20 protein-coding genes are annotated in these 21,990 nt (G+C 72.1%); 12 read left to right on the forward strand and 8 right to left on the reverse strand.

What is annotated here, in order from left to right; translation table 11 throughout:
* Nucleotides 1-64 precede the first annotated feature (64 nt).
* Genes AB0M87_RS26630 through AB0M87_RS26660 form a run of 7 tightly spaced genes read left to right on the forward strand, consistent with a single transcriptional unit; the run spans nucleotide 65 to nucleotide 8,629 of the window.
* Complete coding sequence (locus tag AB0M87_RS26630; protein WP_365857156.1) at nucleotides 65-856, forward strand: TIGR03084 family metal-binding protein; 792 nt, start codon at nucleotides 65-67, stop codon at nucleotides 854-856.
* A complete protein-coding gene (locus AB0M87_RS26635) occupies nucleotides 853-2,550 on the forward strand; it encodes an acyclic terpene utilization AtuA family protein (RefSeq protein WP_365857158.1) in 1,698 nt (565 codons plus the stop codon). Before AB0M87_RS26630 ends, AB0M87_RS26635 begins: the two co-directional genes overlap by 4 nt.
* Nucleotides 2,547-4,148 (forward strand): carboxyl transferase domain-containing protein, encoded by a 1,602-nt coding sequence (locus AB0M87_RS26640; RefSeq protein ID WP_365857161.1) that lies wholly within the window; start codon nucleotides 2,547-2,549, stop codon nucleotides 4,146-4,148. The genes AB0M87_RS26635 and AB0M87_RS26640 overlap by 4 nt, the downstream gene beginning before the upstream one ends.
* 7 nt (nucleotides 4,149-4,155) lie before the next feature.
* Nucleotides 4,156-6,099 (forward strand): biotin carboxylase N-terminal domain-containing protein, encoded by a 1,944-nt coding sequence (locus tag AB0M87_RS26645; protein ID WP_365857164.1) that lies wholly within the window; start codon nucleotides 4,156-4,158, stop codon nucleotides 6,097-6,099.
* Nucleotides 6,096-7,256, forward strand: a complete 1,161-nt coding sequence (locus AB0M87_RS26650) for an acyl-CoA dehydrogenase family protein (protein WP_365857166.1) — start codon at nucleotides 6,096-6,098, stop codon at nucleotides 7,254-7,256. Before AB0M87_RS26645 ends, AB0M87_RS26650 begins: the two co-directional genes overlap by 4 nt.
* A gap of 21 nt (nucleotides 7,257-7,277) precedes the next feature.
* On the forward strand, nucleotides 7,278-8,048 hold the full coding sequence (locus AB0M87_RS26655; protein ID WP_365857168.1) for an enoyl-CoA hydratase family protein: 771 nt from the start codon (nucleotides 7,278-7,280) through the stop codon (nucleotides 8,046-8,048).
* Nucleotides 8,036-8,629, forward strand: coding sequence for a TetR/AcrR family transcriptional regulator (locus tag AB0M87_RS26660; protein ID WP_365857169.1), 594 nt, complete (start codon nucleotides 8,036-8,038; stop codon nucleotides 8,627-8,629). Before AB0M87_RS26655 ends, AB0M87_RS26660 begins: the two co-directional genes overlap by 13 nt.
* A 114-nt stretch (nucleotides 8,630-8,743) precedes the next feature.
* On the opposite strand, the gene AB0M87_RS26665 is transcribed toward AB0M87_RS26660, so the two are convergent.
* Entirely contained in the window at nucleotides 8,744-9,466 is a 723-nt protein-coding gene (locus tag AB0M87_RS26665; RefSeq protein ID WP_365857171.1) for a VOC family protein, read from the reverse strand.
* A 320-nt stretch (nucleotides 9,467-9,786) separates the two neighbouring features.
* On the opposite strand from AB0M87_RS26665, the gene AB0M87_RS26670 reads away from it, so the two are divergent.
* The gene (locus AB0M87_RS26670) at nucleotides 9,787-10,554 is read left to right on the forward strand and encodes a D-Ala-D-Ala carboxypeptidase family metallohydrolase (protein WP_365857173.1); all 768 of its coding nucleotides are present in this window, start codon (nucleotides 9,787-9,789) and stop codon (nucleotides 10,552-10,554) included.
* Between the two features lie 37 nt (nucleotides 10,555-10,591).
* Here the strand turns inward: AB0M87_RS26670 and AB0M87_RS26675 are convergent, their stop codons facing one another.
* The 3 genes from AB0M87_RS26675 to AB0M87_RS26685 form a co-directional block, all read right to left on the reverse strand.
* Entirely contained in the window at nucleotides 10,592-11,098 is a 507-nt protein-coding gene (locus AB0M87_RS26675; protein ID WP_365857175.1) for a hypothetical protein, read from the reverse strand.
* Between the two features lie 51 nt (nucleotides 11,099-11,149).
* Nucleotides 11,150-11,641 (reverse strand): GNAT family N-acetyltransferase, encoded by a 492-nt coding sequence (locus AB0M87_RS26680; RefSeq protein ID WP_365857177.1) that lies wholly within the window; start codon nucleotides 11,639-11,641, stop codon nucleotides 11,150-11,152.
* A gap of 149 nt (nucleotides 11,642-11,790) precedes the next feature.
* A complete protein-coding gene (locus tag AB0M87_RS26685; RefSeq protein WP_365857179.1) occupies nucleotides 11,791-12,912 on the reverse strand; it encodes a citrate synthase 2 in 1,122 nt (373 codons plus the stop codon).
* Nucleotides 12,913-13,148: 236 nt separating this feature from the next.
* Here AB0M87_RS26685 and pdxH point away from each other — a divergent pair, with 236 nt between their 5' ends.
* Nucleotides 13,149-13,775 carry a pyridoxamine 5'-phosphate oxidase gene (pdxH, locus tag AB0M87_RS26690; protein ID WP_365857283.1) on the forward strand — a complete coding sequence of 209 codons (627 nt, stop codon included), beginning with the start codon at nucleotides 13,149-13,151 and terminating at the stop codon, nucleotides 13,773-13,775.
* A 363-nt stretch (nucleotides 13,776-14,138) separates the two neighbouring features.
* Nucleotides 14,139-15,587, forward strand: coding sequence for a PAS domain-containing protein (locus AB0M87_RS26695; protein WP_365857181.1), 1,449 nt, complete (start codon nucleotides 14,139-14,141; stop codon nucleotides 15,585-15,587).
* 36 nt (nucleotides 15,588-15,623) lie between these two features.
* Here the strand turns inward: AB0M87_RS26695 and AB0M87_RS26700 are convergent, their stop codons facing one another.
* Nucleotides 15,624-16,403 (reverse strand): SIS domain-containing protein, encoded by a 780-nt coding sequence (locus AB0M87_RS26700; RefSeq protein WP_365857184.1) that lies wholly within the window; start codon nucleotides 16,401-16,403, stop codon nucleotides 15,624-15,626.
* Between the two features lie 167 nt (nucleotides 16,404-16,570).
* On the opposite strand from AB0M87_RS26700, the gene AB0M87_RS26705 reads away from it, so the two are divergent.
* Nucleotides 16,571-17,263, forward strand: coding sequence for a metal-dependent transcriptional regulator (locus AB0M87_RS26705; RefSeq protein WP_365857186.1), 693 nt, complete (start codon nucleotides 16,571-16,573; stop codon nucleotides 17,261-17,263).
* Between the two features lie 613 nt (nucleotides 17,264-17,876).
* Nucleotides 17,877-18,743 carry an alpha/beta hydrolase gene (locus AB0M87_RS26710; RefSeq protein WP_365857188.1) on the forward strand — a complete coding sequence of 289 codons (867 nt, stop codon included), beginning with the start codon at nucleotides 17,877-17,879 and terminating at the stop codon, nucleotides 18,741-18,743.
* Nucleotides 18,744-18,792: 49 nt separating this feature from the next.
* On the opposite strand, the gene AB0M87_RS26715 is transcribed toward AB0M87_RS26710, so the two are convergent.
* Genes AB0M87_RS26715 through AB0M87_RS26725 form a run of 3 tightly spaced genes read right to left on the reverse strand, consistent with a single transcriptional unit; the run spans nucleotide 18,793 to nucleotide 21,986 of the window.
* Entirely contained in the window at nucleotides 18,793-20,490 is a 1,698-nt protein-coding gene (locus AB0M87_RS26715) for a transporter (protein ID WP_365857190.1), read from the reverse strand.
* Nucleotides 20,487-21,263 carry an ABC transporter ATP-binding protein gene (locus AB0M87_RS26720; protein ID WP_365857192.1) on the reverse strand — a complete coding sequence of 259 codons (777 nt, stop codon included), beginning with the start codon at nucleotides 21,261-21,263 and terminating at the stop codon, nucleotides 20,487-20,489. The genes AB0M87_RS26715 and AB0M87_RS26720 overlap by 4 nt, the downstream gene beginning before the upstream one ends.
* Nucleotides 21,264-21,317: 54 nt before the next feature.
* Nucleotides 21,318-21,986 (reverse strand): bifunctional DNA primase/polymerase, encoded by a 669-nt coding sequence (locus tag AB0M87_RS26725; protein WP_365857194.1) that lies wholly within the window; start codon nucleotides 21,984-21,986, stop codon nucleotides 21,318-21,320.
* Between the last annotated feature and the right edge of the window lie 4 nt (nucleotides 21,987-21,990).

Genomic DNA, 21,990 nt, shown 5'->3' on the forward strand with positions numbered 1-21,990 from the left:
TTGATTGTTTCTCGGACCGCTGCCATGCTCCGGGGCACGAAGTCGTGTCCCGGAGGGAGCGCCCGTGTCCGATGCAGCAGCCGTGCTGGACGATGTGTGCAGCGAAGGTGACGAACTCGACCTGCTGGTAACCGGGTTGGCCGAAGAGCAGTGGGCGCTGCCCACCCCCGCGCCCGGCTGGAGCATCGCGCACCAGATCGCCCACCTGGCCTGGACCGACCGGGTCGCGCTGCTCGCCGTGACCGATGCGGCGGCGTTCGCGGGGGAGGTCGGGAAGGCGCTGGCCGCCCCCGACACCTTCGTGGACGAGGGGGCGGCGGCCGGCGCGCGGCTGCCCGCGCCCGAGCTGCTGGCACAGTGGCGGGCCGGGCGCGAACAGCTGCTGCGGGCGCTGCGGACCGCGCCACCCGGCGCACGGTTCCCGTGGTACGGGCCGCCGATGAGCACGGCTTCGATGGCGACCGGGCGGCTGATGGAGACCTGGGCGCACGGCCAGGACATCGCCGACACGCTGGGCGTGCGGCGCGAGCCGACGGCGCGGCTGCGGCATGTGGCGCGGATCGGGGTGCGGGCGCGCGACTTCGCGTTCTCGGTACGGGGTCTGGCGGCGCCCGGCGAGGAGTTCCGGGTCGAGCTGACCGCGCCGGACGGGGCGCTCTGGAATTACGGGCCGGTGGACGCGGTGCAGCGGGTGTCCGGGCCGGCGTTGGATTTCTGCCTGCTGGTGACCCAGCGCTCGCACCGCGACGACCTCGCGGTACGCGCCGAGGGAGCCGACGCCGAGCAGTGGCTGGACATCGCGCAGGCCTTCGCCGGGCCACCCGGCGCGGGCCGCGCGCCGAAGGGGGAAGCGTGAGGCCGCTGCGGATCGGCAACGCGTCCGGGTTCTACGGCGACCGCTTCGACGCGCTGCGGGAGATGCTCACCGGTGGCCCGCTGGACGTCCTCACCGGGGACTATCTGGCCGAGCTGACCATGCTGATCCTCGGCCGCGACCGGCTGAAGGACCCCCGGCTCGGCTACGCCCGTACGTTTCTGCGCCAGTTGGAGGAGAGCCTCGGGGAGGCCCGTGACCGGGGCGTGCGGATCGTCAGCAACGCCGGCGGCCTCAACCCCGCCGGACTCGCCGACGCGATACGGGCGTTGGGCGAGCGGCTCGGCGTCGCGGTGCGCGTCGCGCATGTCGAGGGCGACGCACTGCCGCTGCCCGAGGGTGCGCTCACCGCCAACGCCTATCTGGGCGGAGCAGCCATCGCGGAGTGCCTGCGGGCGGGCGCGGAGGTCGTGGTCACCGGCCGGGTGACGGACGCGGCCCTGGTCACCGGGCCGGCGGTCTGGCACTTCGGATGGGGCCCCGGGGACCTCGACCGGCTGGCCGGAGCGGTGGTCGCCGGGCACGTACTCGAGTGCGGGACCCAGGCGACCGGCGGCAACTACTCGTTCTTCGCGGAGCACGACGTACGGCGTCCCGGCTTCCCACTGGCCGAGTTGTCCGAGGACGGCTCGGCAGTGATCACCAAGCACCCCGGTACGGGTGGTGTCGTCGACGTCGGCACCGTCACCGCGCAGCTGCTGTACGAGACGGGCGGCGCCCGCTATCCGGGGCCCGACGTCACGGCGCGGCTCGACACGGTACGGCTGACGCAGCAGGGCCCTGACCGGGTCCGGATCGACGGCGTACGCGGTGAGGCACCCCCGCCGGCGCTCAAGGCCGGGCTGAACCGGATCGGCGGCTGGCGCAACGAGGTGGTGTTCGTCCTCACCGGGCTTGACGTCGAGGCGAAGGCGGCCCTGGTGAGGGAGCAGATGGCGGCGGCACTCGGTAAGCCGGCGCCTGCCGAAATCCGTTGGGAGCTGTCGAGGACCGACCGGGCCGACGCGCCGACCGAGGAGTGCGCGAGCGCACTGCTGCGGCTCGTGGTGCGGGACCCCTCGGCCGAGGTGGTCGGCCGGAGCGTCAGCGGAGCGGCGATCGAGCTGGCGCTGGGGAGTTACCCCGGATTCCATGTGACCGCTCCGCCCGGCAAGGGCGCGCCGTACGGGGTCTTCGACGCGGTGTACGTGGACCGTGCGGAGGTCGAGCCGGTGGCCGTACTCCCGGACGGCACCCGGGTGCAGACGCCACCGGTGGCAACGACCCGGGTACTGGAACCGGCCCCGGAACCCGCCCTGCCCGAACCGCTCCCGGCCGGCCCCGTGCGCCGGGCGCCGCTCGGCCTGGTCGCCGGGGCCCGCAGCGGGGACAAGGGCGGCGACGCGAACGTGGGGGTGTGGGTGCGTACGGACGACGCCTGGCGATGGCTCGCGCACACCCTGACGGTGGACCGCTTCCGGGAACTGCTTCCGGAGACCGCCGGTTTGCCGGTCACCCGGCACGTGCTGCCGAAGCTGTGGGCGCTGAACTTCGTGGTCGAGGGACTGCTGGGCGAAGGAGTCGCCGCCCAGGCCCGGTTCGACCCGCAGGCCAAGGCACTGGGGGAGTGGCTGCGCTCCCGCGAACTCGACATACCTGAGGCCCTGATGGCCGGGGAGAGGAAGGCGGGCCGATGACCGCACTGCGTACCGCAGTCGACCCCGCGTCGCCCGAGTACACCGCCCACCGCCGGGCGATGCTCACCAAGCTGGCCGCGCTGGACGCCGAGCACACCAAGGCCCTCGCGGGCGGCGGCGAGAAGTACGTCGCCCGCCACCACGAGCGCGGGAAGCTGCTCGTCCGTGAGCGCATCGAGCTGCTGATCGACGAGGACACCCCCTTCCTCGAGCTCTCCCCGCTCGCCGCCTGGGGCAGCGACTACCCGCTGGGTGCCTCGCTCGTCACCGGCATCGGCACCGTCGAAGGCGTGGAGTGCCTGATCACCGCGAACGACCCGACCGTGCGCGGCGGCGCCAGCAACCCGTGGACGCTGAAGAAGGCCCTGCGGGCCAACGAGATCGCCCACGCCAACCGGCTGCCCACCATCAGCCTGGTCGAGTCCGGCGGGGCGGACCTGCCCTCCCAGAAGGAGATCTTCATCCCGGGCGGCGCGCTCTTCCGCGACCTCACCCGGCTCTCCGCCGCCGGTATCCCCACCGTGGCCGTCGTCTTCGGCAACTCCACAGCGGGCGGCGCGTACGTACCCGGCATGTCCGACCACGTGATCATGATCAAGGAGCGCTCCAAGGTCTTTCTCGGCGGACCGCCGCTGGTCAAGATGGCCACCGGCGAGGAGTCCGACGACGAGTCGCTCGGCGGCGCCGAGATGCACGCCCGGGTCTCCGGCCTCGCGGACTACCTCGCGCACGACGAACCGGACGCCCTCCGCCAGGCGCGCAGGGTCGTCGCCCGCCTCAACTGGCGTAAGGCGCACCCCGATCCGCCAGGACCCGCCGCCGTACCGAAGTACGAAGAGGACGAACTGCTCGGCATCGTCCCGGAGGACCTGAAGGTCCCGTTCGATCCCCGCGAGGTCATCGTCAGGATCACCGACGCTTCGGACTTCGACGAGTTCAAGCCGCTGTACGGGCCGAGCCTGGTCACCGGCTGGTCGGAGCTGCACGGCTATCCGGTCGGCATCCTCGCCAACGCCCAGGGCGTGCTGTTCTCCGCGGAGTCACAGAAGGCCGCCCAGTTCATCCAGCTCGCGAACCAGCGGGACATCCCGCTGATCTTCCTGCACAACACCACCGGCTACATGGTCGGCAAGGAGTACGAGCAGGGCGGCATCGTCAAACACGGCGCGATGATGATCAACGCGGTCTCGAACTCACGGGTCCCGCACCTCTCCGTCCTGATGGGCGCCTCCTACGGGGCCGGCCACTACGGCATGTGCGGCCGTGCCTACGACCCGCGGTTCCTCTTCGCCTGGCCGAGCGCCAAATCGGCCGTGATGGGGCCGCAGCAGCTGGCGGGCGTCTTGTCGATCGTCGCCCGGGCCTCCGCGCAGGCCAAGGGCCGCCCCTACGACGACGAGTCCGACGCGGCGCTGCGCGCCATGGTCGAGCAGCAGGTCGAGGCGGAGTCGCTGCCGATGTTCCTGTCCGGGCGGCTGTACGACGACGGGATCATCGACCCGCGCGACACCAGGACCGTCCTCGGACTGTGCCTGTCCGCCGTCCACAACGCACCGGTCGAGGGCGCCCGCGGCGGCTTCGGCGTCTTCCGGATGTGAGGCCCGCATGATTCGCACACTGCTCGTGGCCAACCGGGGCGAGATCGCCTGCCGGATCCTCCGCACCTGCCGTGACCTGGGCATCGCCACCGTGGCCGTGTACTCCGACGCGGACGCGGACGCCCGCCACGTACGGGAGGCGGACACGGCGGTACGGCTGCCGGGCGCGGCCCCGGCGGACACCTATCTGCGCGGCGACCTGATCGTCGCGGCAGCCCGCACGGCGGGCTCCGACGCCGTCCACCCGGGGTACGGCTTCCTGTCCGAGAACGCCGGCTTCGCCCGCGCGGTGACCGGAGCCGGGCTCACCTGGATCGGGCCGTCCGCCGACGCCATCGAGGCCATGGCGTCCAAGACCCGCGCCAAGAAACTCATGGCCGACGCGGGGGTGCCGCTGCTGGCCCCGGTCGACCTCGACGCGGCCACCGCCGAAAATCTGCCGTTGCTGCTGAAGGCCGCGTCCGGCGGTGGGGGCCGTGGCATGCGGGTGGTGCGTGATCTCGCCGCTCTGGAAGGTGAGTTGGAGGCGGCGGTCGCCGAGGCGCGGTCGGCCTTCGGGGACGGCGAGGTGTTCGCCGAGCCGTATGTGGAGCGCGGCCGGCATGTCGAGGTGCAGATCGTCGCCGACGGGCACGGCACCGTATGGGCGCTGGGCACCCGCGACTGTTCGCTGCAGCGCCGGCACCAGAAGGTCATCGAGGAATCCCCGGCGCCCGGCCTCTCCGGCGCGCTGCGCCGCACGCTCCGGGAGTCCGCGGTCGCGGCGGCCCGCGCGGTGGACTACCGGGGGGCCGGGACGGTCGAGTTCCTGGTCGCGGAGGACGGCGAGCGCGCCCATTTCCTGGAGATGAACACCCGCCTGCAGGTCGAACACCCGGTGACCGAAGCGGTGTTCTCCACCGACCTGGTCGCGCTGCAGATCAGGATCGCGCAGGGCGAACCGCTGCCGTCCGCCGAACCCGAACCGCACGGCCACGCCGTGGAGGCCCGGCTGTACGCGGAGGACCCGGCCCGGGGATGGGCGCCGCAGACCGGCGTACTGCACCGCCTGGACGTGCCCGGTGCGCGTCTCGACAGCGGTTACGCCGCCGGCGACACCATCGGCGTGCACTACGACCCGATGCTCGCCAAGGTCATCGCGCACGCCGCCACCCGCACCGAGGCCGTCCGCAAACTGGCTCATGCGCTGAGCCGGGCCCGGATCCACGGCCCGGCCACCAACCGCGAGCTGCTCGTACGGTCGCTGCGCCACCCGGACTTCGCCGCGGCCCGGCTCGACACCGGCTTCTACGACCGCCACCTGCCGGAGCTCACCGCGCCCACCCCCGACCCCCTGGCCGGCCTCGCGGCGGCGCTCGCGGACGCGTCCGGGGCACGGCCCGGCGGGCGGGGGACGGACGGCGGGCGCGTCGGCGGCGGGCGGATCGGCGGCGGCTGGCGGAACGTACCGTCCCAGCCGCAACGGAAGCGCTACCGCTCCGAACCGGACGGCGCCGAGTACGAGATCCGCTACCGGATCACCCGGGACGGCCTGATCGCCGCCGACTTCCCCGGTGTCCGGCTGCACTCCGCCACCCCCGACCGGGTCGCCCTCGAAGTGGACGGCGTACTGCGCCACTTCGACGTCGCTGTGGCCGGTGACCGCACCTTCGTCGGCCCGCACACCCTCACCCGGCTGCCCCGCTTCCCCGATCCGGCCACCCGTACCGCGCCCGGGTCGCTGCTCGCTCCCATGCCGGGGACGGTGGTCAGGGTGGGCAGGGTCGCGGTCGGTGACCACGTCGAGGCCGGCACACCACTGCTCTGGCTGGAGGCCATGAAGATGGAGCACCGGATCGTCGCTCCCGCCTCCGGCACCCTCACCGCACTGCACGCCACCCCCGGCCGCCAGGTCGAGGTCGGCGCGCTGCTCGCCGTCGTGCACGACGTACCGGAGGAAGAGTCCCTATGAGCCATGCTGTGAGCACCGCACTCGAAACCGAGGAGCGCCGGGCGCTGCGCTCCGCCGTCGGCGCCCTCGGCCGACACCATGCGGGCGACACCCCGCACGCGTACGACCGGCAGTCGCTGTGGGCCGACGCCGCGAAACTCGGCTACCTCGGCGTCAGCCTCCCCGAGGAGTACGGCGGCGGGGGCGGCGGCATAGCCGAGCTGTCCATCGTCCTGGAGGAGTTGGGCGCGGCCGGCTGCCCGCTGCTGATGATGATCGTGTCGCCCGCCATCTGCGGCACCGTCATCGCCCGCTTCGGCACCGACGAGCAGAAGCAGCGCTGGCTGCCCGGACTCGCCGACGGCAGCCTCACACTGGCCTTCGGCATCACCGAACCCGACGCCGGATCCAACTCGCACCGCATCACCACCACCGCCCGCCGGGACGACACCGGGGGCTGGGTGCTCACCGGACGCAAGGTGTTCGTCTCCGGGGTCGACATCGCTGACGCGACGCTCATCGTCGGCCGCACCGAGGACGCGAAAACGGGTCGGCTCAAACCGTGCCTCTTCCTCGTGCCCCGCGACGCGCCCGGCTTCCGCCGCTCGCCGATCGACATGGAACTCCGGGCGCAGGAGAAGCAGTTCGAGCTGACCCTGGACGACGTACGGTTGCCTGCCGACGCGCTGGTCGGCGACGAGGACGCCGGTCTGCTGCAGCTCTTCGCCGGGCTGAACCCCGAACGCATCATGACCGCCGCCTTCGGCATCGGCATGGGCCGCTACGCCCTGGCGAAGGCCGTCGAGTACGCGAAGACCCGGCAGGTCTGGAAGGAGCCGATCGGCGCCCACCAGGCCATCGCGCACCCGCTCGCGCAGGCCCACATCGAGCTGGAACTGGCCCGGTTGATGATGCAGAAGGCGGCCGCGCTGTACGACGCGGGGGACGACCTCGGCGCGGGCGAGGCCGCCAACATGGCCAAGTACGCAGCCGGCGAAGCCTGCGTGAAGGCCGTCGACCAGTCCGTGCACACCCTCGGCGGCAACGGACTCACCCGCGAGTACGGGCTGGCCTCGCTGATCACCGCGTCCCGGGTGGCCCGGATCGCACCGGTCAGCAGGGAGATGATCCTCAACTTCGTCTCCCACCAGTCGCTGGGCCTCCCCAAGTCCTACTGACATCCCCACACCTGCACCCCGATGCCTCGACCCACGGAGGAGGAGCACCACGTGACGCTCGCACCGCAGACGGTCCGTACGGCCCACGACCGGGGCGTCACCACGCTGACGCTGGACTCGCCGGTGAACCGCAACGCGCTCTCCGCCCAGTTGGTGGGCGAGCTGGCGGAGGCGCTGGCGGCCGTCGACGACTCCGTACGGGCGGTGGTCCTGACCCACACCGGGAACACCTTCTGTGCGGGCGCGGACCTCACGGGGCCGGCCGACCCGGCGGCGTTCGTCGCGCTGCTGCGGGCCGTCGTCGCGCACCCCGTACCGGTGGTCGCCCGGGTCACCGGGCACGCCAGGGCCGGCGGCCTCGGCCTGCTCGGGTCCTGCGACATCGCGGTGGCCGGTCCCGCCGCGACCTTCGCCTTCACCGAGTCCCGGCTCGGCCTGGCCCCCGCCGTCATCTCGATGCCGCTGCTGCCCCGAATGGACCCGCGGGCCGCGGGCCGCTACTACCTGACCGGGGAACGTTTCGATGCCGCCGAAGCCGCCCGTACCGGCCTGATCACCGAGGCGGCGGACGATGTGGACGACGCCCTCGCCCCCGTGCTCGACGGGCTGCGCCGGGCCTCACCCCAGGGCCTGGCCGCGTCGAAGTCCCTGGTCACCGCTACCGTACTGGAGGACTTCGACCGCAACACGGAAGCCCTGATCGCCCGCTCGGCGGCCCTCTTCGCCTCGGCGGAGGCCCGCGAAGGCGTGCAGGCCTTCCTCGAACGACGGGAACCCGCATGGGTGCTGTGACCAGGTCCGCCGACCGCGGCCCGAAACAGGACCGCAGCCGCGCCACCCGGCAGCGCCTGCTGGCGGCCGCCGTCTCCAGCCTGGCCGAACACGGCTGGGCCGGCTCCACGGTCGCCGCCGTGGCCGAACGCGCGGGCGTCTCGCGGGGCGCCGCCCAGCACCACTTCCCCACCCGCGAGGACCTCTTCACCGCCGCCGTCGAGTACGTCGCCGAGGAGCGTTCCACCGCTCTGCGCGCGCTGCCCGTCCAGGACCGCACGGCCGTCGTCGCCGCCCTCGTCGACCTCTACACCGGCCCGCTCTTCCGCGCCGCCCTCCAGCTCTGGGTCGCCGCCTCCAACGAGGACCAGCTCCGCCCCCGCGTCACGGAACTCGAGGCGCGGGTGGGCCGGGAGACCCACCGCATCGCCGTCGAACTCCTCGACGCCGACGAGTCCCGCCCCGGCGTACGCGAAACGGTCCAGGGTCTCCTCGACATGGCCCGCGGCCTGGGCCTCGCCAACGTACTCACCGACGACACCGCCCGCCGGCGTCGGGTCGTCGCCCAGTGGGCGCGGCTGCTGGACCACGCACTGGGCTGAGCACCCACCCGGTGCTGAGCCGTCAACGCGGTCATCGGCCTCGTCGCCCGCGTCCGCCGGGCCGCCGTCCTCTTCGGTGCGGGCAGGCACCGCGAGCCCGCGGAACGCGTGCCGCTACCGCGGCTTCCGTACGGAGAACTCGTTGCCGTCGGGGTCGAGCATCAGCGTCCGGCCGCTGTCTCCGGTGCCGGTGCCGGTGCGCGTCGCGCCGAGCGAGATCAGACGGTCGATCTCCGCCTCCCGGTCGGCGTCGGCGGGGAGCGCCAGCTCGAAGTACAGCCTGTTCGGGCCCGTCTTCGGCGCCACCGGAGGACCACCCCACGTGATCTTCGTACCGCCGCTCGGGGATTGGATCGCGGTCTCCTGGTCCTGGTCCCAGACCAGCGGCCACCGCAGCGCCTCGCTCCAGAAGTAACCGACCTGCTGCGTACCGTCGCAGGCCAGTGCTCCGATGAAGCCGGTGTCGGCGAGGAACTTGTTGCCCGCCTCGATGACGCAAAACTCGTTGCCGTCCGGATCGGCGAGCACCACATGCCCCTCGTCCCCGAGTTGGCCCACGTCGATGTGTTGCCCGCCGAATTCCAGCGCCCTGGCCACCGTCTGCTGCTGATTCTCCGGGGAGGTGCTCGTCAGGTCGAAGTGTGCCCGGTTCTGGCCGGTCTTCGGCTCCTGGCTCGGCAGGAAACGGATCCGGAACCCGGCGGCATCAGGGGGCAGGATCGCGGCATCGTCGTCCGTACCGTCGGCCAACTCCCAGCCCAGGAGCCGGGACCAGAACCGCGCCAGGCCCGACGGCCGGGTCGCATTGAAGCAGATCGCGAACAGTTGACTGGTCATATCCCGGGTATCTCCGCTCCCCTGACGTGCGATACGGCGCCTCGCTGTTCCCGCGAGCGCAGCCTAGGGGTGCGGTTCGGCACCCGCATCCGAGTTTCCGTCGTGGGGGAGTCCGGTGACGTGCCGGGCCTGCCGGGGCAGTTCCGCACCCGGTGCCCGGTGCCCGGTGCCCGCCGGTCCGCGTCGGTGAGGGCGCCGGTCCACTTCGGATCGGCGAGGACCTGCTGCAGCTGACACCCTCTTCACGTGACCGTTCTACGCGCGTACATTGGCGGCTGTCATGGACGTGCCAATTCCATTTTCGCTCGGAAAGGACAACGATGACTCCCTCCCGATCCGGCTCCGCGCTCCCCTCCGCTGCCGGCCGACGCGCCCTGCTGCGCGGTGCGCTCGCCGCGACTGCCGCGGTGACCCTCATTCCGCTGCTGCCGACCGGGACCGCGTACGCGTACGCGTGGTCCCGCACACTCAGCCAGGGCGCGACCGGGGCCGACGTGACGGAACTCCAGATCAGGGTCGCCGGGTGGGCGGCGGACAGCCCGAGACAGACCAGGGTGGCCATCGACGGTGACTTCGGTGCGGGAACGGCGGCCGCGGTACGCCGGTTCCAGGCCGCCTACGGCCTCAGCGCCGACGGCGTGGTCGGCCCGGCCACCCAGTCGAAGCTCAACGCCCTCCAGCAGTCCGACGGTTCGACCGTCCACTTCGACTGGAGCGAGTTCACCGACCGAGTCAGCGGCACCTTCTCCGGCGGAAAGCTGAGTTCGGCCGCCACCAAGGAGAACGTGCGGCGCGCCATGTACAAACTCGAAGCACTGCGCAAGAAGCTCGGCAACACGGCCATCACCGTCAACTCCGGCTTCCGCAGTATCCAGCACAACGCCGACGTGGGCGGGGCCAGCGACAGCATGCACCTGTACGGCACCGCCGCCGACCTGGGCGTTTCGGGCGTTTCCAACCGCACGGTCTACCAGAAGGCGGAGACCTGTGGGTTCTCCGGACTGGAGACCTACACCGAGGACCACCAGCACGTCGACAGCCGTGCCGACCTCGGCCGGGCCTGGTGGTGGCAGAACGGCACGGTCTGATCCCGTCGGGGGGTTGCTCCGCTGACGCGCAGGCGCGTCAGCGGTAGTCCTCGGGGTGGCCCTGCATCCAGGTGTTGATCGTGTCGCGGGTGCCGATCAGCGCGTCCTGGTGGCTCTTCAGGTTCTCGAAGGACCGGTCACCGCCGAGCTGCGCGTCGAGTTTCTTGATCAGGGCGATCGGCTCGGAGAAGTGGCCGGGTCCTTGCGGGTCCGCCTTCATGGCCCGGTCCGTCCGGTGCAGTTCGTCATAGACCCGCCCGAGGAAGTAGGCGCAGTTGCCCGGGGTGCACGAGTCGCGCAGGGTCGCCTGAAGCCCGGCGAAGGCGTCGCGGACCTTTTCCGCCGTTACCGGAACGGGCGCCGAGGACGGTACGGAGGCGGCCGCGGCTTCGCGGGCGCCGAGAACGAGGCGGGCGAGTCGGCCGCCGTACCGGCCGACCCCTCGGCCTTCGGCGTCGTGCCGCAGGAAACGCAGAGCGCGGCCAGGGCCACGGCGACAACGGCCGCGCCCCGCGCTGAAGACCTGAACATCGAATCCCCCCATGATCGTCTGATCAGCCGACCATACACAGCGGGCCGTGCGGTGGCGGGTGCGTCAACGCGCTGCCACGAGCCGGCGCCGGTACCGCACGCCGGGGTGCCCGCTGAGGGTGACGTCTCCTATCGCGACGAACCCGTTGCGGGCGAGCACCGCCGCCGATGCCCGGTTGTCCAGGGTGGTTCCCGCGTGGAGTACGGAGAGCCCGTACTCGGTGGCCGCCAGGCGGCACACCTCGTCGACCGCCGCCGTCGCGACGCCCCGGCCCGCGGCGCGCTCACCGATCCGGTAGCCGAGGTCAGCGTCGCCGTCCTCGACGTCCACGATATTGACGCGGCCGATCAGTCCCCCCCGGTCGTCCAGGATGACGTGGAAGTGACACACGCCGGCCTCCTGCTCGTCGAGCCGGGCACGAAGAAGGGCGGCGAAGTCGGCGAAGTACGCGTCCCCGCGATCCGGCACCGTCCGTGCGAAGTACTCCCGGTTCTCTTCCTCGAACGCCAGCAGAGCAGGCGCGTGGTCGGCCCGGAGCCGCTCCAGCTGCAACATGCCCGCGAGTATAGGAAGCGCCTCGTCACGAGGCGATCCGATTAACCGGCCTGACAGGGCTGCGGGTCGCCCGCCGTCAAGGGCCCGGGGCCCGGGCCCCGTGTGTCCCGGGTCCCGCGCCCCGAGCGCTACGAGGCAAGCCGTGGGATTCAATTCCCCAGTTCTGCCAACTGCTCGTACCCCTCGACCTCCCGGGGGTCGCGGACGCCCGGTCCCACGTAGCGAGCCGACGGCCGCACCAGGCGGCCCGTCCGCTTCTGTTCCAGGATGTGTGCGGACCAGCCCGCCGTACGGGCGCAGGTGAACATCGAGGTGAACATGTGGGCCGGGACTTCCGCGAAGTCGAGCATGATGGCCGCCCAGAACTCCACGTTGGTGGCCAGTACCCGGTCCGGGCGGCGGGCGTGCAGCTCCTCCAGGGCGGCCTTCTCCAAGGCTTCGGCGACCTCGAAGCGCGGGGCGCCGAGTTCCTTGGCCGTGCGGCGCAGGACGCGGGCGCGGGGGTCCTCGGCGCGGTAGACGCGGTGGCCGAAGCCCATCAGGCGATCGCCACGGTCCAGGGCCCGTTTCACGTAGGCGCTCGCGTCACCCGTGCGTTCGATCTCCTCGATCATGCCGAGCACCCGCGACGGCGCGCCGCCGTGCAGCGGTCCTGACATCGCACCCACCGCGCCGGACAGCGCGGCCGCGACATCGGCGCCGGTGGAGGCGATGACCCGGGCGGTGAAGGTGGAGGCGTTCATGCCGTGCTCGGCGGCCGAGGTCCAGTACGCGTCGACGGCCTTGACGTGCTTCGGGTCCGGCTCGCCGCGCCAGCGGATCATGAAGCGCTCGACGATCGACCCGGCCTTGTCGATCTCGCTCTGCGGGACCATCGGGCTGCCCTGGCCACGCGCCGACTGCGCCACGTACGAGAGCGCCATGACGGCGGCCCGCGCCAGGTTGTCCCGTGCGGTCTTCTCATCGATGTCCAGCAGCGGCTTGAGCCCCCACACAGGGGCGAGCATCGCCAGCGCGGACTGGACGTCGACCCGGATGTCACCGGAGTGCACCGGGATGGGGAAGGGCTCGGCCGGCGGCAGGCCGGGGTTGAACGCTCCGTCGACCAGCAGACCCCAGACGTTCCCGAAGGAGACCTGGCCGACCAGATCCTCGATGTCGACGCCTCGGTACCGGAGCGCGCCGCCCTCCTTGTCCGGTTCGGCGATCTCCGTCTCGAATGCGACGACTCCTTCGAGGCCGGGGACAAAGGCGGAAGAAGATGCGGACATCGGGTGGCTCCTCGTGACGCGGTCGGGGGGCGTGAAAAGTTTGAACGGGGTTACGGCGGGTTCGGTCTCCCCGGTCATGCCCCGTACGAGGGGCGGTCACGCAACGGGATCACACAGCACCCGGCCCCGAGCCGTCGGGGCCGGGTGCGCGCCGTTTTCTGGGGCGCGTTTTCGTGGAGAAATCGCCTGTGCGGCAGGATGGCCCCGTGCCGAACCCTGATCTGGATCTTGCCGCGATGCGCGAGCAGTACCGCACCACAGCCCTGGCCGAGTCGGAGCTGGCCCCCGGGCCGATGGAGCAGTTCTCCCGCTGGTTCGGGGAGGCGGTGGACGCCGGTCTGTACGAGCCGAACGCCATGGTGGTCGGCACGGCGGCTCCGGACGGCCGGCCGTCGTCGCGCACCGTGCTGCTCAAGCAGTATGACCGGCGCGGTTTCGTCTTCTTCACCAATTACGGCTCGCGCAAGGGCCGCGAACTCGCCGCCAATCCGGCGGTGACGCTGCTCTTTCCCTGGCACCGGATCGCCCGGCAGGTCATCGTCACGGGCACGGCCGCCCGGATTCCCCGGGAGGAGACGGTCGCCTACTTCCGTACCCGTCCGCACGGCTCTCAGCTCGGCGCCTGGGCGAGCGCCCAGTCGTCGGTCATCGAGACGCGGGAAGAACTGACGGACCGTTATCAGGAGTTGGCGGAGCGTTACCCGGAAGGCAGTGCGGTGCCGGTGCCGCCCGAGTGGGGTGGTTACCGGGTCGTTCCCGAGACGGTGGAGTTCTGGCAGGGGCACGAGAACCGGCTGCACGACCGGCTGCGATTCGTGGGCGGCAGCGGCGGTGGCTGGCGGGTGGAGCGGCTCTGTCCGTAGCCACCGGGGAACGCAGAAACCCGCGGGCTCTGGTTCCTCCGGAGAGGAGCCGGCCGGACTTACCGGCGAGCCCGCGGGTCGGTGACTGCTTGGGATTGGCCGGCGGTCTGCCGGCACTGCACAGAGTGCGACGACGGGCCGTCAGCCCGCAGCCACCTCGCGAGTCCGAGAAGACTTCACTTCCGAACCACCTCCTTTCGGCGTGACACCCACATTAGGCACCGCCCCGACGCGGCTCAAGTGATTTATCGGGACGCAAATTTTTCACCGAACGTGGTGTGGGGCGCATCACGTTCGCGTTGAATGATCCGACGTGCGGTACGTGCAGTACATGCAGCGGACACGTCCTGTTGGGGGTACCAGGTGAGTGCTTCCCGGATCGAGGCGACCAGCGCGCTGGGGCCCGACGAGCCGGAGCCGGGCGGGGGATCCGGAGCGGCCGGCGGGGCCGGACCGGATCAGGAACCGGCTGCCGAATCCGGCGGGGCAGGCTCCGATCTGCTGGCCGCGCTGCTCGACGGGATGGACGCCGCGCTCTGCGCGTTCGACGCGGACGGCGTGATCACCCATTGGAACCGCGAGGCCGAGCGGATCCTGGGCTGGTCCGCCGAGGAGGCCGTCGGGCGTACCGGCTTCGAGGGCTGGGCGGCGCGGACCGCCGACGCCGACGAGGTGCAGGGGCGGCTGATGGCCGCGATGACCGGCCAGGGCCGGCAGGTCCACGAGTTCGCGCTGCTGCGCAAGGACGGCGGCCGGGTGCTGGTGCGGACCCAGTCGGCCGGGGTGCGCGGCGCCGACGGTGCGCCCGCCGGGGTGTACTGCGCCTTCGGCGAGGTGCACGCCCAGATCGATCTGGAGCGGGGGATAGCGCTCAGCGAGGCGATGTTCGACGACGCGGCGTGGGGTGTCGTGCTGGTCGATGTCGATCTGCGGCCGACCGTGGTGAACGCCCACGCGGCGCGGGCGCTGAGCGCCGGCCGTACCACCCTGCTGGGGCGGCCCCTGGGCGAACTGATCGTGCAGGGGGTGGACGAACTGGAGGGCGCGCTGCACCACGTGCTGGCCGAGGGCGCGCTGCCCGCCCCCACCGAGCTGTGGGTGACACTGCGGACCGCGGAGGGTGAACGGCGGCGATGCTGGCGCAGCGGATTCCTGCGGCTGGCCTCACCGCTCGCCGAGTCACCGGTGCCGCTCGGCGTCGGCTGGTTGTTCCGGGACGTCACCGAGGCCAAGCTGGCCGAGCAGGAGTCGAGCCGGCTGCGCTTTCGCGGCAATCAGCTGCACCGGGCGTCGCATGCGGCCGCCGAGTGCGAGAACCCGATGGAAGCGGCCGCGTCATATCTGGACTACGCGCTCGCAGGCTTCGCCGACCACGCGCTGATCGACATCGCGCTGGTCGACAAGACCACCGGGGAGCCCTGCGGGCGGCTGGTCCGGGCTGCCGCGACGCCGTCCGGCGAGGTGGACGGACCGTGTCTGCCGGTGGCCGGCGCCTCCGTGCCGGTGCGCTATCCGACCGGGCACCCGGCGTTCCAGGCCGTGGACCGGATCGGCGCGGTGCGCGCGAGCGCGCCGGCGGCCGGGCCCGCGGCGGGCGAGTGGGCGACGGACCGGCAGTGGCCCGAGTCCACCGTGCACGCGCTGTGCACGGTGCTGCGCAGCCGGGGGCGGACACTCGGCGTGGTCACCTTTCTGCGCGGGCCGAGCCGCAGTGCCTTCGAACGGCCGGACGCCGTGTACGCGGAGAGCGTCGCGGTCCGGGTGGCGTCGGCGGTCGACCTGGCACAGAGCCTGCGGAGCGGTGCCCGGTAACCCGCTGGAGCGGGTCTGCAGGGGTCAGCAGGAGTGTCAGTGCCGGTAGAAGATCCGGTCGCCGTACTCCGTCATGACGCGCCCGTTCCACTCGTGGCCGCCGTCGACGTTTCCGGACCGCAGCAGCGGCGGCTCGATGCCGCGCCGGGCCAGCTCGCCCGCCGCGGTGGCCATCATCGCCTGCATCAGCGCGCTGGTGACCACGGTCGAGGCGGGCGCGAAGGGCGCGTCGACCCCGTCGAAGGTGAGCTCGGCGTCGCCCACCGCGATGCGGCTGTCGAGCACGATGTCGCAGTGGTCCTTGAGGTAGCTGCCCGAGGCGTGCCGGGACTTCGTCTCCTTCGTGTACGCCACCGAGGTCACCCCGATGACCTTGATCCCCAGCGCCCGCGCGTTCATCGCCATCTCCACCGGCAGCGCGTTGCGCCCGGAGAGCGAGATGATCACCAGCAGGTCACCCCGGCGGGCGGGGCTCGAATCGAGCACGGCGCTCGCGAGGCCGTCCACCCGCTCCAGAGCGGACCCGAGGGTGGCCGGCATGACGTCGACGCCGACCGTGCCCGGCACGGCGAGCAGGTTCATCAGGGCCAGACCGCCTGCCCGGTAGACGACATCCTGCGCGGCGAGTGAGGAGTGGCCGGCGCCGAAGGCGAACAGCCTGCCGCCCGCCTCGACGGTGTCGGCGACGGCGGTACCGGCCGCTGTGACGTTCTGCTGCTCCTCGTCCCGTACCAGCCGCAGCAGGCCGATCGCGGCGTCGAAGTACTCCCCGGCAAGGCTGCTGCTCCCGCTGTCCCCGCTGCTCTCGCTGCTCATGCGGATCACCGTGCGGTCCGGACCAGCGCGGTGTCAACACCGCACCGCGCGAATACCGGGCCGGGCCGGACCGCTGCGTCCGGCCCGGCCCGGTTGTCGCAGGTATGCGTCAGACTTGAGCCAGGGCAACAAGCGGCAGCGGAACGCAGCGGAACATAGGGGTACGTATGAGCGGGCTGATCGACACGACGGAGATGTACCTCCGCACCATCCTCGAGCTCGAGGAGGAAGGTGTGGTTCCCATGCGGGCCCGGATCGCGGAGCGGCTCGACCAGAGCGGCCCCACGGTCAGCCAGACGGTGGCCCGGATGGAGCGGGACGGCCTGGTGGCGGTCGCGAGCGATCGTCATCTGGAGCTGACCGAAGAGGGCCGCAGGCTGGCCACGCGCGTCATGCGCAAGCACCGGCTGGCCGAGTGTCTCCTGGTCGACGTGATCGGCCTGGAGTGGGAGCAGGTGCACGCCGAGGCATGCCGCTGGGAGCACGTGATGAGTGAGGCGGTGGAGCGGCGGGTGCTCGAGCTGCTGCGCCACCCCACCGAGTCGCCGTACGGCAATCCCATTCCGGGCCTCGAGGAGCTGGGCGAGAAGGCCGAGGCCGATCCGTTCCTGAACGCCGGCATGGTGAGCCTGGCCGACCTGGACCCGGGGGCCGACGGGAAGAACGTGGTCGTCCGGCGGATCGGCGAGCCCATCCAGACGGACGCCCAGCTGATGTACACGCTGCGCCGCGCGGGTGTGCAGCCCGGTTCCGTGGTGAGTGTCACGGAGTCACCGGGCGGAGTGCTGGTGGGCAGCGGCGGGGAGGCCGCGGAGCTCGATTCCGACGTGGCCTCGCACGTCTTCGTCGCCAAGCAGTAGCCGTTCAGCAAGCAGGAGCCGTTCGGCGGTGACCGGTCGGTGGTGACCGTGCAGACGGCCGTGCAGGCGACTGTGCATTGCGGAGGAAAAGCCCCGGAGGTGCCCAAGCCGTGCAAGGCTGGCCCCGGATGACCTGACGGCGCCGGGCTGATTCGGCTCGGTTCGCCCGTCCGGCTAGGGGAGGGAGCAGGCCGGATGTACCTGGCATGCGCGTATGGCCGGACCGGGACCCGGACGGGGACCGGGACCGGGACTCGGACCAGGAACCGGACTCGGACCAGGAACCGGAGCGAGGAGGGCCCCGGCGCCCTGGAGCGCCGGGGCCTGACCTCCCCATGTGCCGACCCGGAGCCCCGAGCTCCCAGGGTCGGCCTGTCGGACCCTCATCCCCGAGTGGTCCGCCTCCCGCAGAAAATCTCCCCGCGGCAGCAACCCTCAATCCTCGCCGGGTGTCACTCGAACGTGGGGTGTTCAGGGTGGCAACCGCATTTTCGAATGCGAGTTCGATAGCCTGATGTGACCTGACGGGTCCGATGAGAGTGACGGGCCGGCAGCACGGCCTGCCGGACGGGCGGACCGACCACCCGGGGGAATGAAGGGGGTGCCAGAACACATGGTGCGGCGCATCGACGTGACCGGAGCCGACGGCGTACGCCTCGCCGCCTGGGAGTTCGCCGACCCGCCCAAGGAGCGCGGCGACGGGCCGGACCCGGCTCCCGGCGTCTTACTGCTGCACGGCCTGATGGGCCGCGCCTCGCACTGGGCGTCCACCGCCCGCTGGCTCTCCGAGCGGCATCGCGCGGTCGCCCTCGACCAGCGCGGCCACGGCCGCAGCGACAAGCCGGCCCACGGCCCGTACACCCGGGAGGCCTACGTGGCCGACGCCGAGGCGGCGGTGGTCCAGCTGGGTCTGGGCCCGGTCACCCTGATCGGCCACTCGATGGGCGCACTGACAGCCTGGCAGCTCGCCGCCAAGCGTCCCGACCTGGTCCGAGCCGTGATCATCTGCGACATGCGGGCCTCCGCCCTGGGGATCGCATCGCAGCGGGAGTGGGAGGACTGGTTCAAGTCCTGGCCGGTGCCGTTCGCGACCCTCGCCGACGTACGGAAGTGGTTCGGCGAGGACGACCCCTGGGTGGAACGCCCCAATCCGGCCCGGGGTGAGTTCTACGCCGAGGTGATGGCCGAGCGGTCCGACGGCTGGCGCCCGGTCTTCTCCCGCAGGCAGATGCTGATGTCCCGGGAGACCTGGGTCTACGACGCGCACTGGGACGACCTCGCCCAGGTCCAGTGCCCCGCGCTGGTGGTCCGCGGCCTCGACGGCGAGCTGGGCCGCGCCGAATCCCAGGAGATGGTCCGGGTGCTGCCCCGCGGGCAGTACGCCGAGGTGGCCGACGCCGCCCATCTGGTCCACTACGACCAGCCCGAGGCCTGGCGCGCGGCGATCGAGCCGTTCCTGGATGCGGTGGCCGCGAGGTGAGCGGTCCGCGCGGACCGGTCCGCGCGGACGCCCGGACCGCCGTCGCTTCTCAGCCCTTGCTGACGGCGGTGAGGATCTCCGGCAGCCGGGCCGCCGCCTGCGGCGCCGCCACCCGCAGCCCCAGCCAGCCGGCCAGCGCCCCGTACACGGCGCCCAGCGGGAGCAGGACCCAGAGCCAGCCCCGGGCCCCGGTGACATGCAGCGTGATCAGCAGCGCGATCACCGGGGAGCAGAGCAGGGCCGCCGAGACCATCCCGCCGAAGATGGAGATCCAGGCGAGACCCGCCTGGCCGGGCGCGACGTTCTTGTGCGCGTTGTCCTGGGGGATGGAGTACGGGAAGCGCGCCGAGGTCACCGCCCCCGTCCCCAGCATCGCGCCCAGCAGGGCGAACGCCAGCCCCATCGCCTCGGGCAGCGCGGACCAGACACCGAGCAGCGCCGCGGTGACCACCGTGACCAGCGCCGTGTAGGGCAGAGTGATCACCAGCAACGCCAGCGCCCGCGAGCGCAGTTCGGCGTAGGCGTCCCGCTCCGATGAGATCGTCTGGGCGACCATCCAGAAGGCCGAGGTGTCCTGGCCGAACTGGTTGTACATCTGGATGCCGAGCATCCCGGCGGCGAAGCACGAGAAGTAGACCGAGCCGCTGCCCTGGATGGCGTTGAACAGCGGGACGATCAGACCGATCGCCAGCGAGGCGATCCAGGCCGCCTTGGTCTTCGGGTCCCGCCAGATGTAGCGCAGGGTCCGCAGCATCACCGCGCCGGTACGGCCGCCGGGCAGGAACCGCGAGATGCCCGCGGCGGACTCCTTGCGTCCGGGCCCCGACGCGGCGAGCGTCGACCCGTCCGGCGCCGTCATGAGCCGGACCAGGGTGCGCTGCCAGGCCAGCAGCAGCAGCACCAGACAGGCCGCCGTGATCAGCAGCTGCGCCGCGGCCTGCCCGTACGAACCGTGGGCCGCCGAGTCCACCGCGCCGATCGCCGATGCCGGCGGCAGCCACCGCAGGATGTCGCCGGTCGGGTCGAGCGCGGAGAGGCCACCGGCCCTGCCGAGCCGCTGTGCGCCGAAGTTGACCACCTGGATGCCGACCGCGATGACCAGTCCGCTCAGCACCGCGAGGTCGCGCCCCTTGCGGGAGGTGAGCAGCCGGACGTTGGCGGCGGCCACCGCCCGGGCCAGCGCCACGCAGACCAGCAGGGCGAGCGGGACGCCGAGCACGGCCACCGCAGCGGCCACCGGGCCGGTCGCCACCGCGATCGCCGCGCCGAGCACCAGACAGAGCGTGAACACCGGGCCGAGGCCCACCAGTGAGGAGACCAGCAGTGCCCGTACCAGCGGTTCCGGGCGCAGCGGCAGCATCACCAGACGGCTCGGGTCCAGCGTCTCGTCGCCGCTGGGGAAGAACAGCGGCATCGCGGCCCAGCCCACCGCGAGGACGGTCAGCAGGAGCGCGGTGACGGTGCCCGCGTGCGCGTTGCCGTGCAGGACGACCAGGCCGAGCAGCAGCAGCGCCGCGAAGAACAGCGCGACCACCATCGAAGCGATGTACGCGGCCCTGCGGCCGGAGGACTGGCGCAGCCCGTTGCGGAGCAGCGAGAGCTTGAGGCGGACCAGGACCGGGGTGAGCGCGGCCGCGGCGGACGCGGGCGGTACCGGGGCGGCCGGGCCGGGACCGGCCGGTTCGGGACGGGTCGGTTCCGCTCCGGCCGGTCCGGGAGCGGCGGGACCGGGGGCGGCGGCCGTCATCGGGGGCCACCGCCCAGCCAGTCGAGGCTGTCGCCGGTATTGACGCTGCCGGCGCCCACCAGTTCCAGGAACGCCTCCTGCAGGGACGGTGCGGAGCCCCGTACTTCGGCCAGCGGTCCCTGGGCACGGATGCGGCCGGCCGCCATCACCGCCACCCAGTCGCACAGCGACTCGACCAGCTCCATCACATGGCTGGAGAAGACGACCGTCGCGCCGGAGCGGGTGTAGCGCTCCAGGACACCGCGGATGGTCTGCGCCGACACCGGGTCGACCCCCTCGAACGGTTCGTCCAGGAAGAGCACTTCGGGGTTGTGCAGCAGGGCCGCGGCCAGACCGATCTTCTTGCGCATCCCGGTCGAGTAGTCGACGACGAGTTTGTGCTGGGCGCCCGCCAGATCCAGTACGTCCAGGAGCTGGGTGACCCGTTTGTCCACCTCGGCGCCGGGCAGGCCGCGCAACCGGCCGCTGTACGCGAGGAGTTCACGCCCGGAAAGCCGTTCGAAGAGTCGCAGCCCCTCGGGCAGTACCCCGATACGGGACTTGACCGCGACCGGATCCCGCCATACGTCGTGGCCGGCCACCCGGACGGTGCCCTGGTCGGGGCGGAGCAGACCCGTCACCATCGACAGGGTGGTGGTCTTGCCCGCGCCGTTCGGCCCCACCAGGCCGATGAACTGGCCTGCGGGCAGTTCGAGGTCGATCCCGGCGACCGCGATCTGCTCCCCGAACCGCTTCCACAGTCCTTCTACGCGTACGGCTGCCTGGTCCGGCATGGTGCGACGCCCTTCGAAGTCCCTGCTCTTGCAGACACCCTACGGGCGCGGCGCTCAGCCGCGGTGGCCCCGGGCCTCCTGACCGCAGGCATAGGCCAGCGGATTGATCAACTCCTCCGCGTCCGGCAGCCAGCGGTTGGCCACCGTGGGCCGGCGGGCCCACTGCACGGCGCCGCCCGACCCGACCCGGGTGGGCGGAGCGGCCACGTAGTCGCCCTCGCCGCGCACCGACAGGTCGACGGCGGAGAGGGTCCAGCCCAGACCGCTGACCAGAGCGGGCACCTTGGCGCCGGCGCCCGGCAGTACGAAGAACTGCATCCGGCGGTCCGGGGTGCAGGTCACCGGGCCGAGGTCCATGCCCAGTCGCTCCATCCGCGCCAGCGCCAGGAAACCGGCAGTTTCCGGCACGTCGATGGCGTCGAAGGTGCGTCCGGTCGGCAGCAGCACCGAGGCCCTCGGCTGCTGGGACCACAGGGTGCGGGCGGCGACGGCGCTCCCCGTCGCCAGGGCCGCCCAGTCGGGGCGCGTGGGGTGCGCGCCGGGCGCGGGGCACGCCGGGTCCGCGCAGGAGCAGCGCTCGACGCCCTCCATCGCCTCCAGCCAGGTGCCGGGGAGCACGTCCCAGTGCCGCTCCTCCGCGTACCGTACGGCGCTGTCCAGCAGCAGTTCCGCTCGCTGCTGCGGGATGTGGGCGGCTTCGGCGGCGGTGATGGTCTCTTTCACGAAC

Origin of the sequence: Streptomyces sp. NPDC051320 (assembly GCF_040682175.1) — a bacterium.
Taxonomy (GTDB): Bacteria; Actinomycetota; Actinomycetes; order Streptomycetales; family Streptomycetaceae; genus Streptomyces.

Excerpts from the sequence above, each read along its gene's own strand:
- AB0M87_RS26640 (WP_365857161.1), top strand. The coding sequence starts at position 2,547 with ATGACCGCACTGCGTACCGCAGTCGACCCCGCGTCGCCCGAGTACACC.
- AB0M87_RS26715 (WP_365857190.1), bottom strand. The coding sequence starts at position 20,490 with ATGACGGCCGCCGCCCCCGGTCCCGCCGCTCCCGGACCGGCCGGAGCG.
- AB0M87_RS26700 (WP_365857184.1), bottom strand. The coding sequence starts at position 16,403 with ATGAGCAGCGAGAGCAGCGGGGACAGCGGGAGCAGCAGCCTTGCCGGG.
- AB0M87_RS26655 (WP_365857168.1), top strand. The coding sequence starts at position 7,278 with ATGCCTCGACCCACGGAGGAGGAGCACCACGTGACGCTCGCACCGCAG.
- AB0M87_RS26705 (WP_365857186.1), top strand. The coding sequence starts at position 16,571 with ATGAGCGGGCTGATCGACACGACGGAGATGTACCTCCGCACCATCCTC.
- AB0M87_RS26650 (WP_365857166.1), top strand. The coding sequence starts at position 6,096 with ATGAGCCATGCTGTGAGCACCGCACTCGAAACCGAGGAGCGCCGGGCG.
- AB0M87_RS26670 (WP_365857173.1), top strand. The coding sequence starts at position 9,787 with ATGACTCCCTCCCGATCCGGCTCCGCGCTCCCCTCCGCTGCCGGCCGA.
- AB0M87_RS26710 (WP_365857188.1), top strand. The coding sequence starts at position 17,877 with ATGGTGCGGCGCATCGACGTGACCGGAGCCGACGGCGTACGCCTCGCC.
- pdxH (WP_365857283.1), top strand. The coding sequence starts at position 13,149 with ATGCGCGAGCAGTACCGCACCACAGCCCTGGCCGAGTCGGAGCTGGCC.
- AB0M87_RS26685 (WP_365857179.1), bottom strand. The coding sequence starts at position 12,912 with ATGTCCGCATCTTCTTCCGCCTTTGTCCCCGGCCTCGAAGGAGTCGTC.
- AB0M87_RS26720 (WP_365857192.1), bottom strand. The coding sequence starts at position 21,263 with ATGCCGGACCAGGCAGCCGTACGCGTAGAAGGACTGTGGAAGCGGTTC.
- AB0M87_RS26665 (WP_365857171.1), bottom strand. The coding sequence starts at position 9,466 with ATGACCAGTCAACTGTTCGCGATCTGCTTCAATGCGACCCGGCCGTCG.
- AB0M87_RS26675 (WP_365857175.1), bottom strand. The coding sequence starts at position 11,098 with ATGGGGGGATTCGATGTTCAGGTCTTCAGCGCGGGGCGCGGCCGTTGT.
- AB0M87_RS26645 (WP_365857164.1), top strand. The coding sequence starts at position 4,156 with ATGATTCGCACACTGCTCGTGGCCAACCGGGGCGAGATCGCCTGCCGG.
- AB0M87_RS26660 (WP_365857169.1), top strand. The coding sequence starts at position 8,036 with ATGGGTGCTGTGACCAGGTCCGCCGACCGCGGCCCGAAACAGGACCGC.
- AB0M87_RS26680 (WP_365857177.1), bottom strand. The coding sequence starts at position 11,641 with ATGTTGCAGCTGGAGCGGCTCCGGGCCGACCACGCGCCTGCTCTGCTG.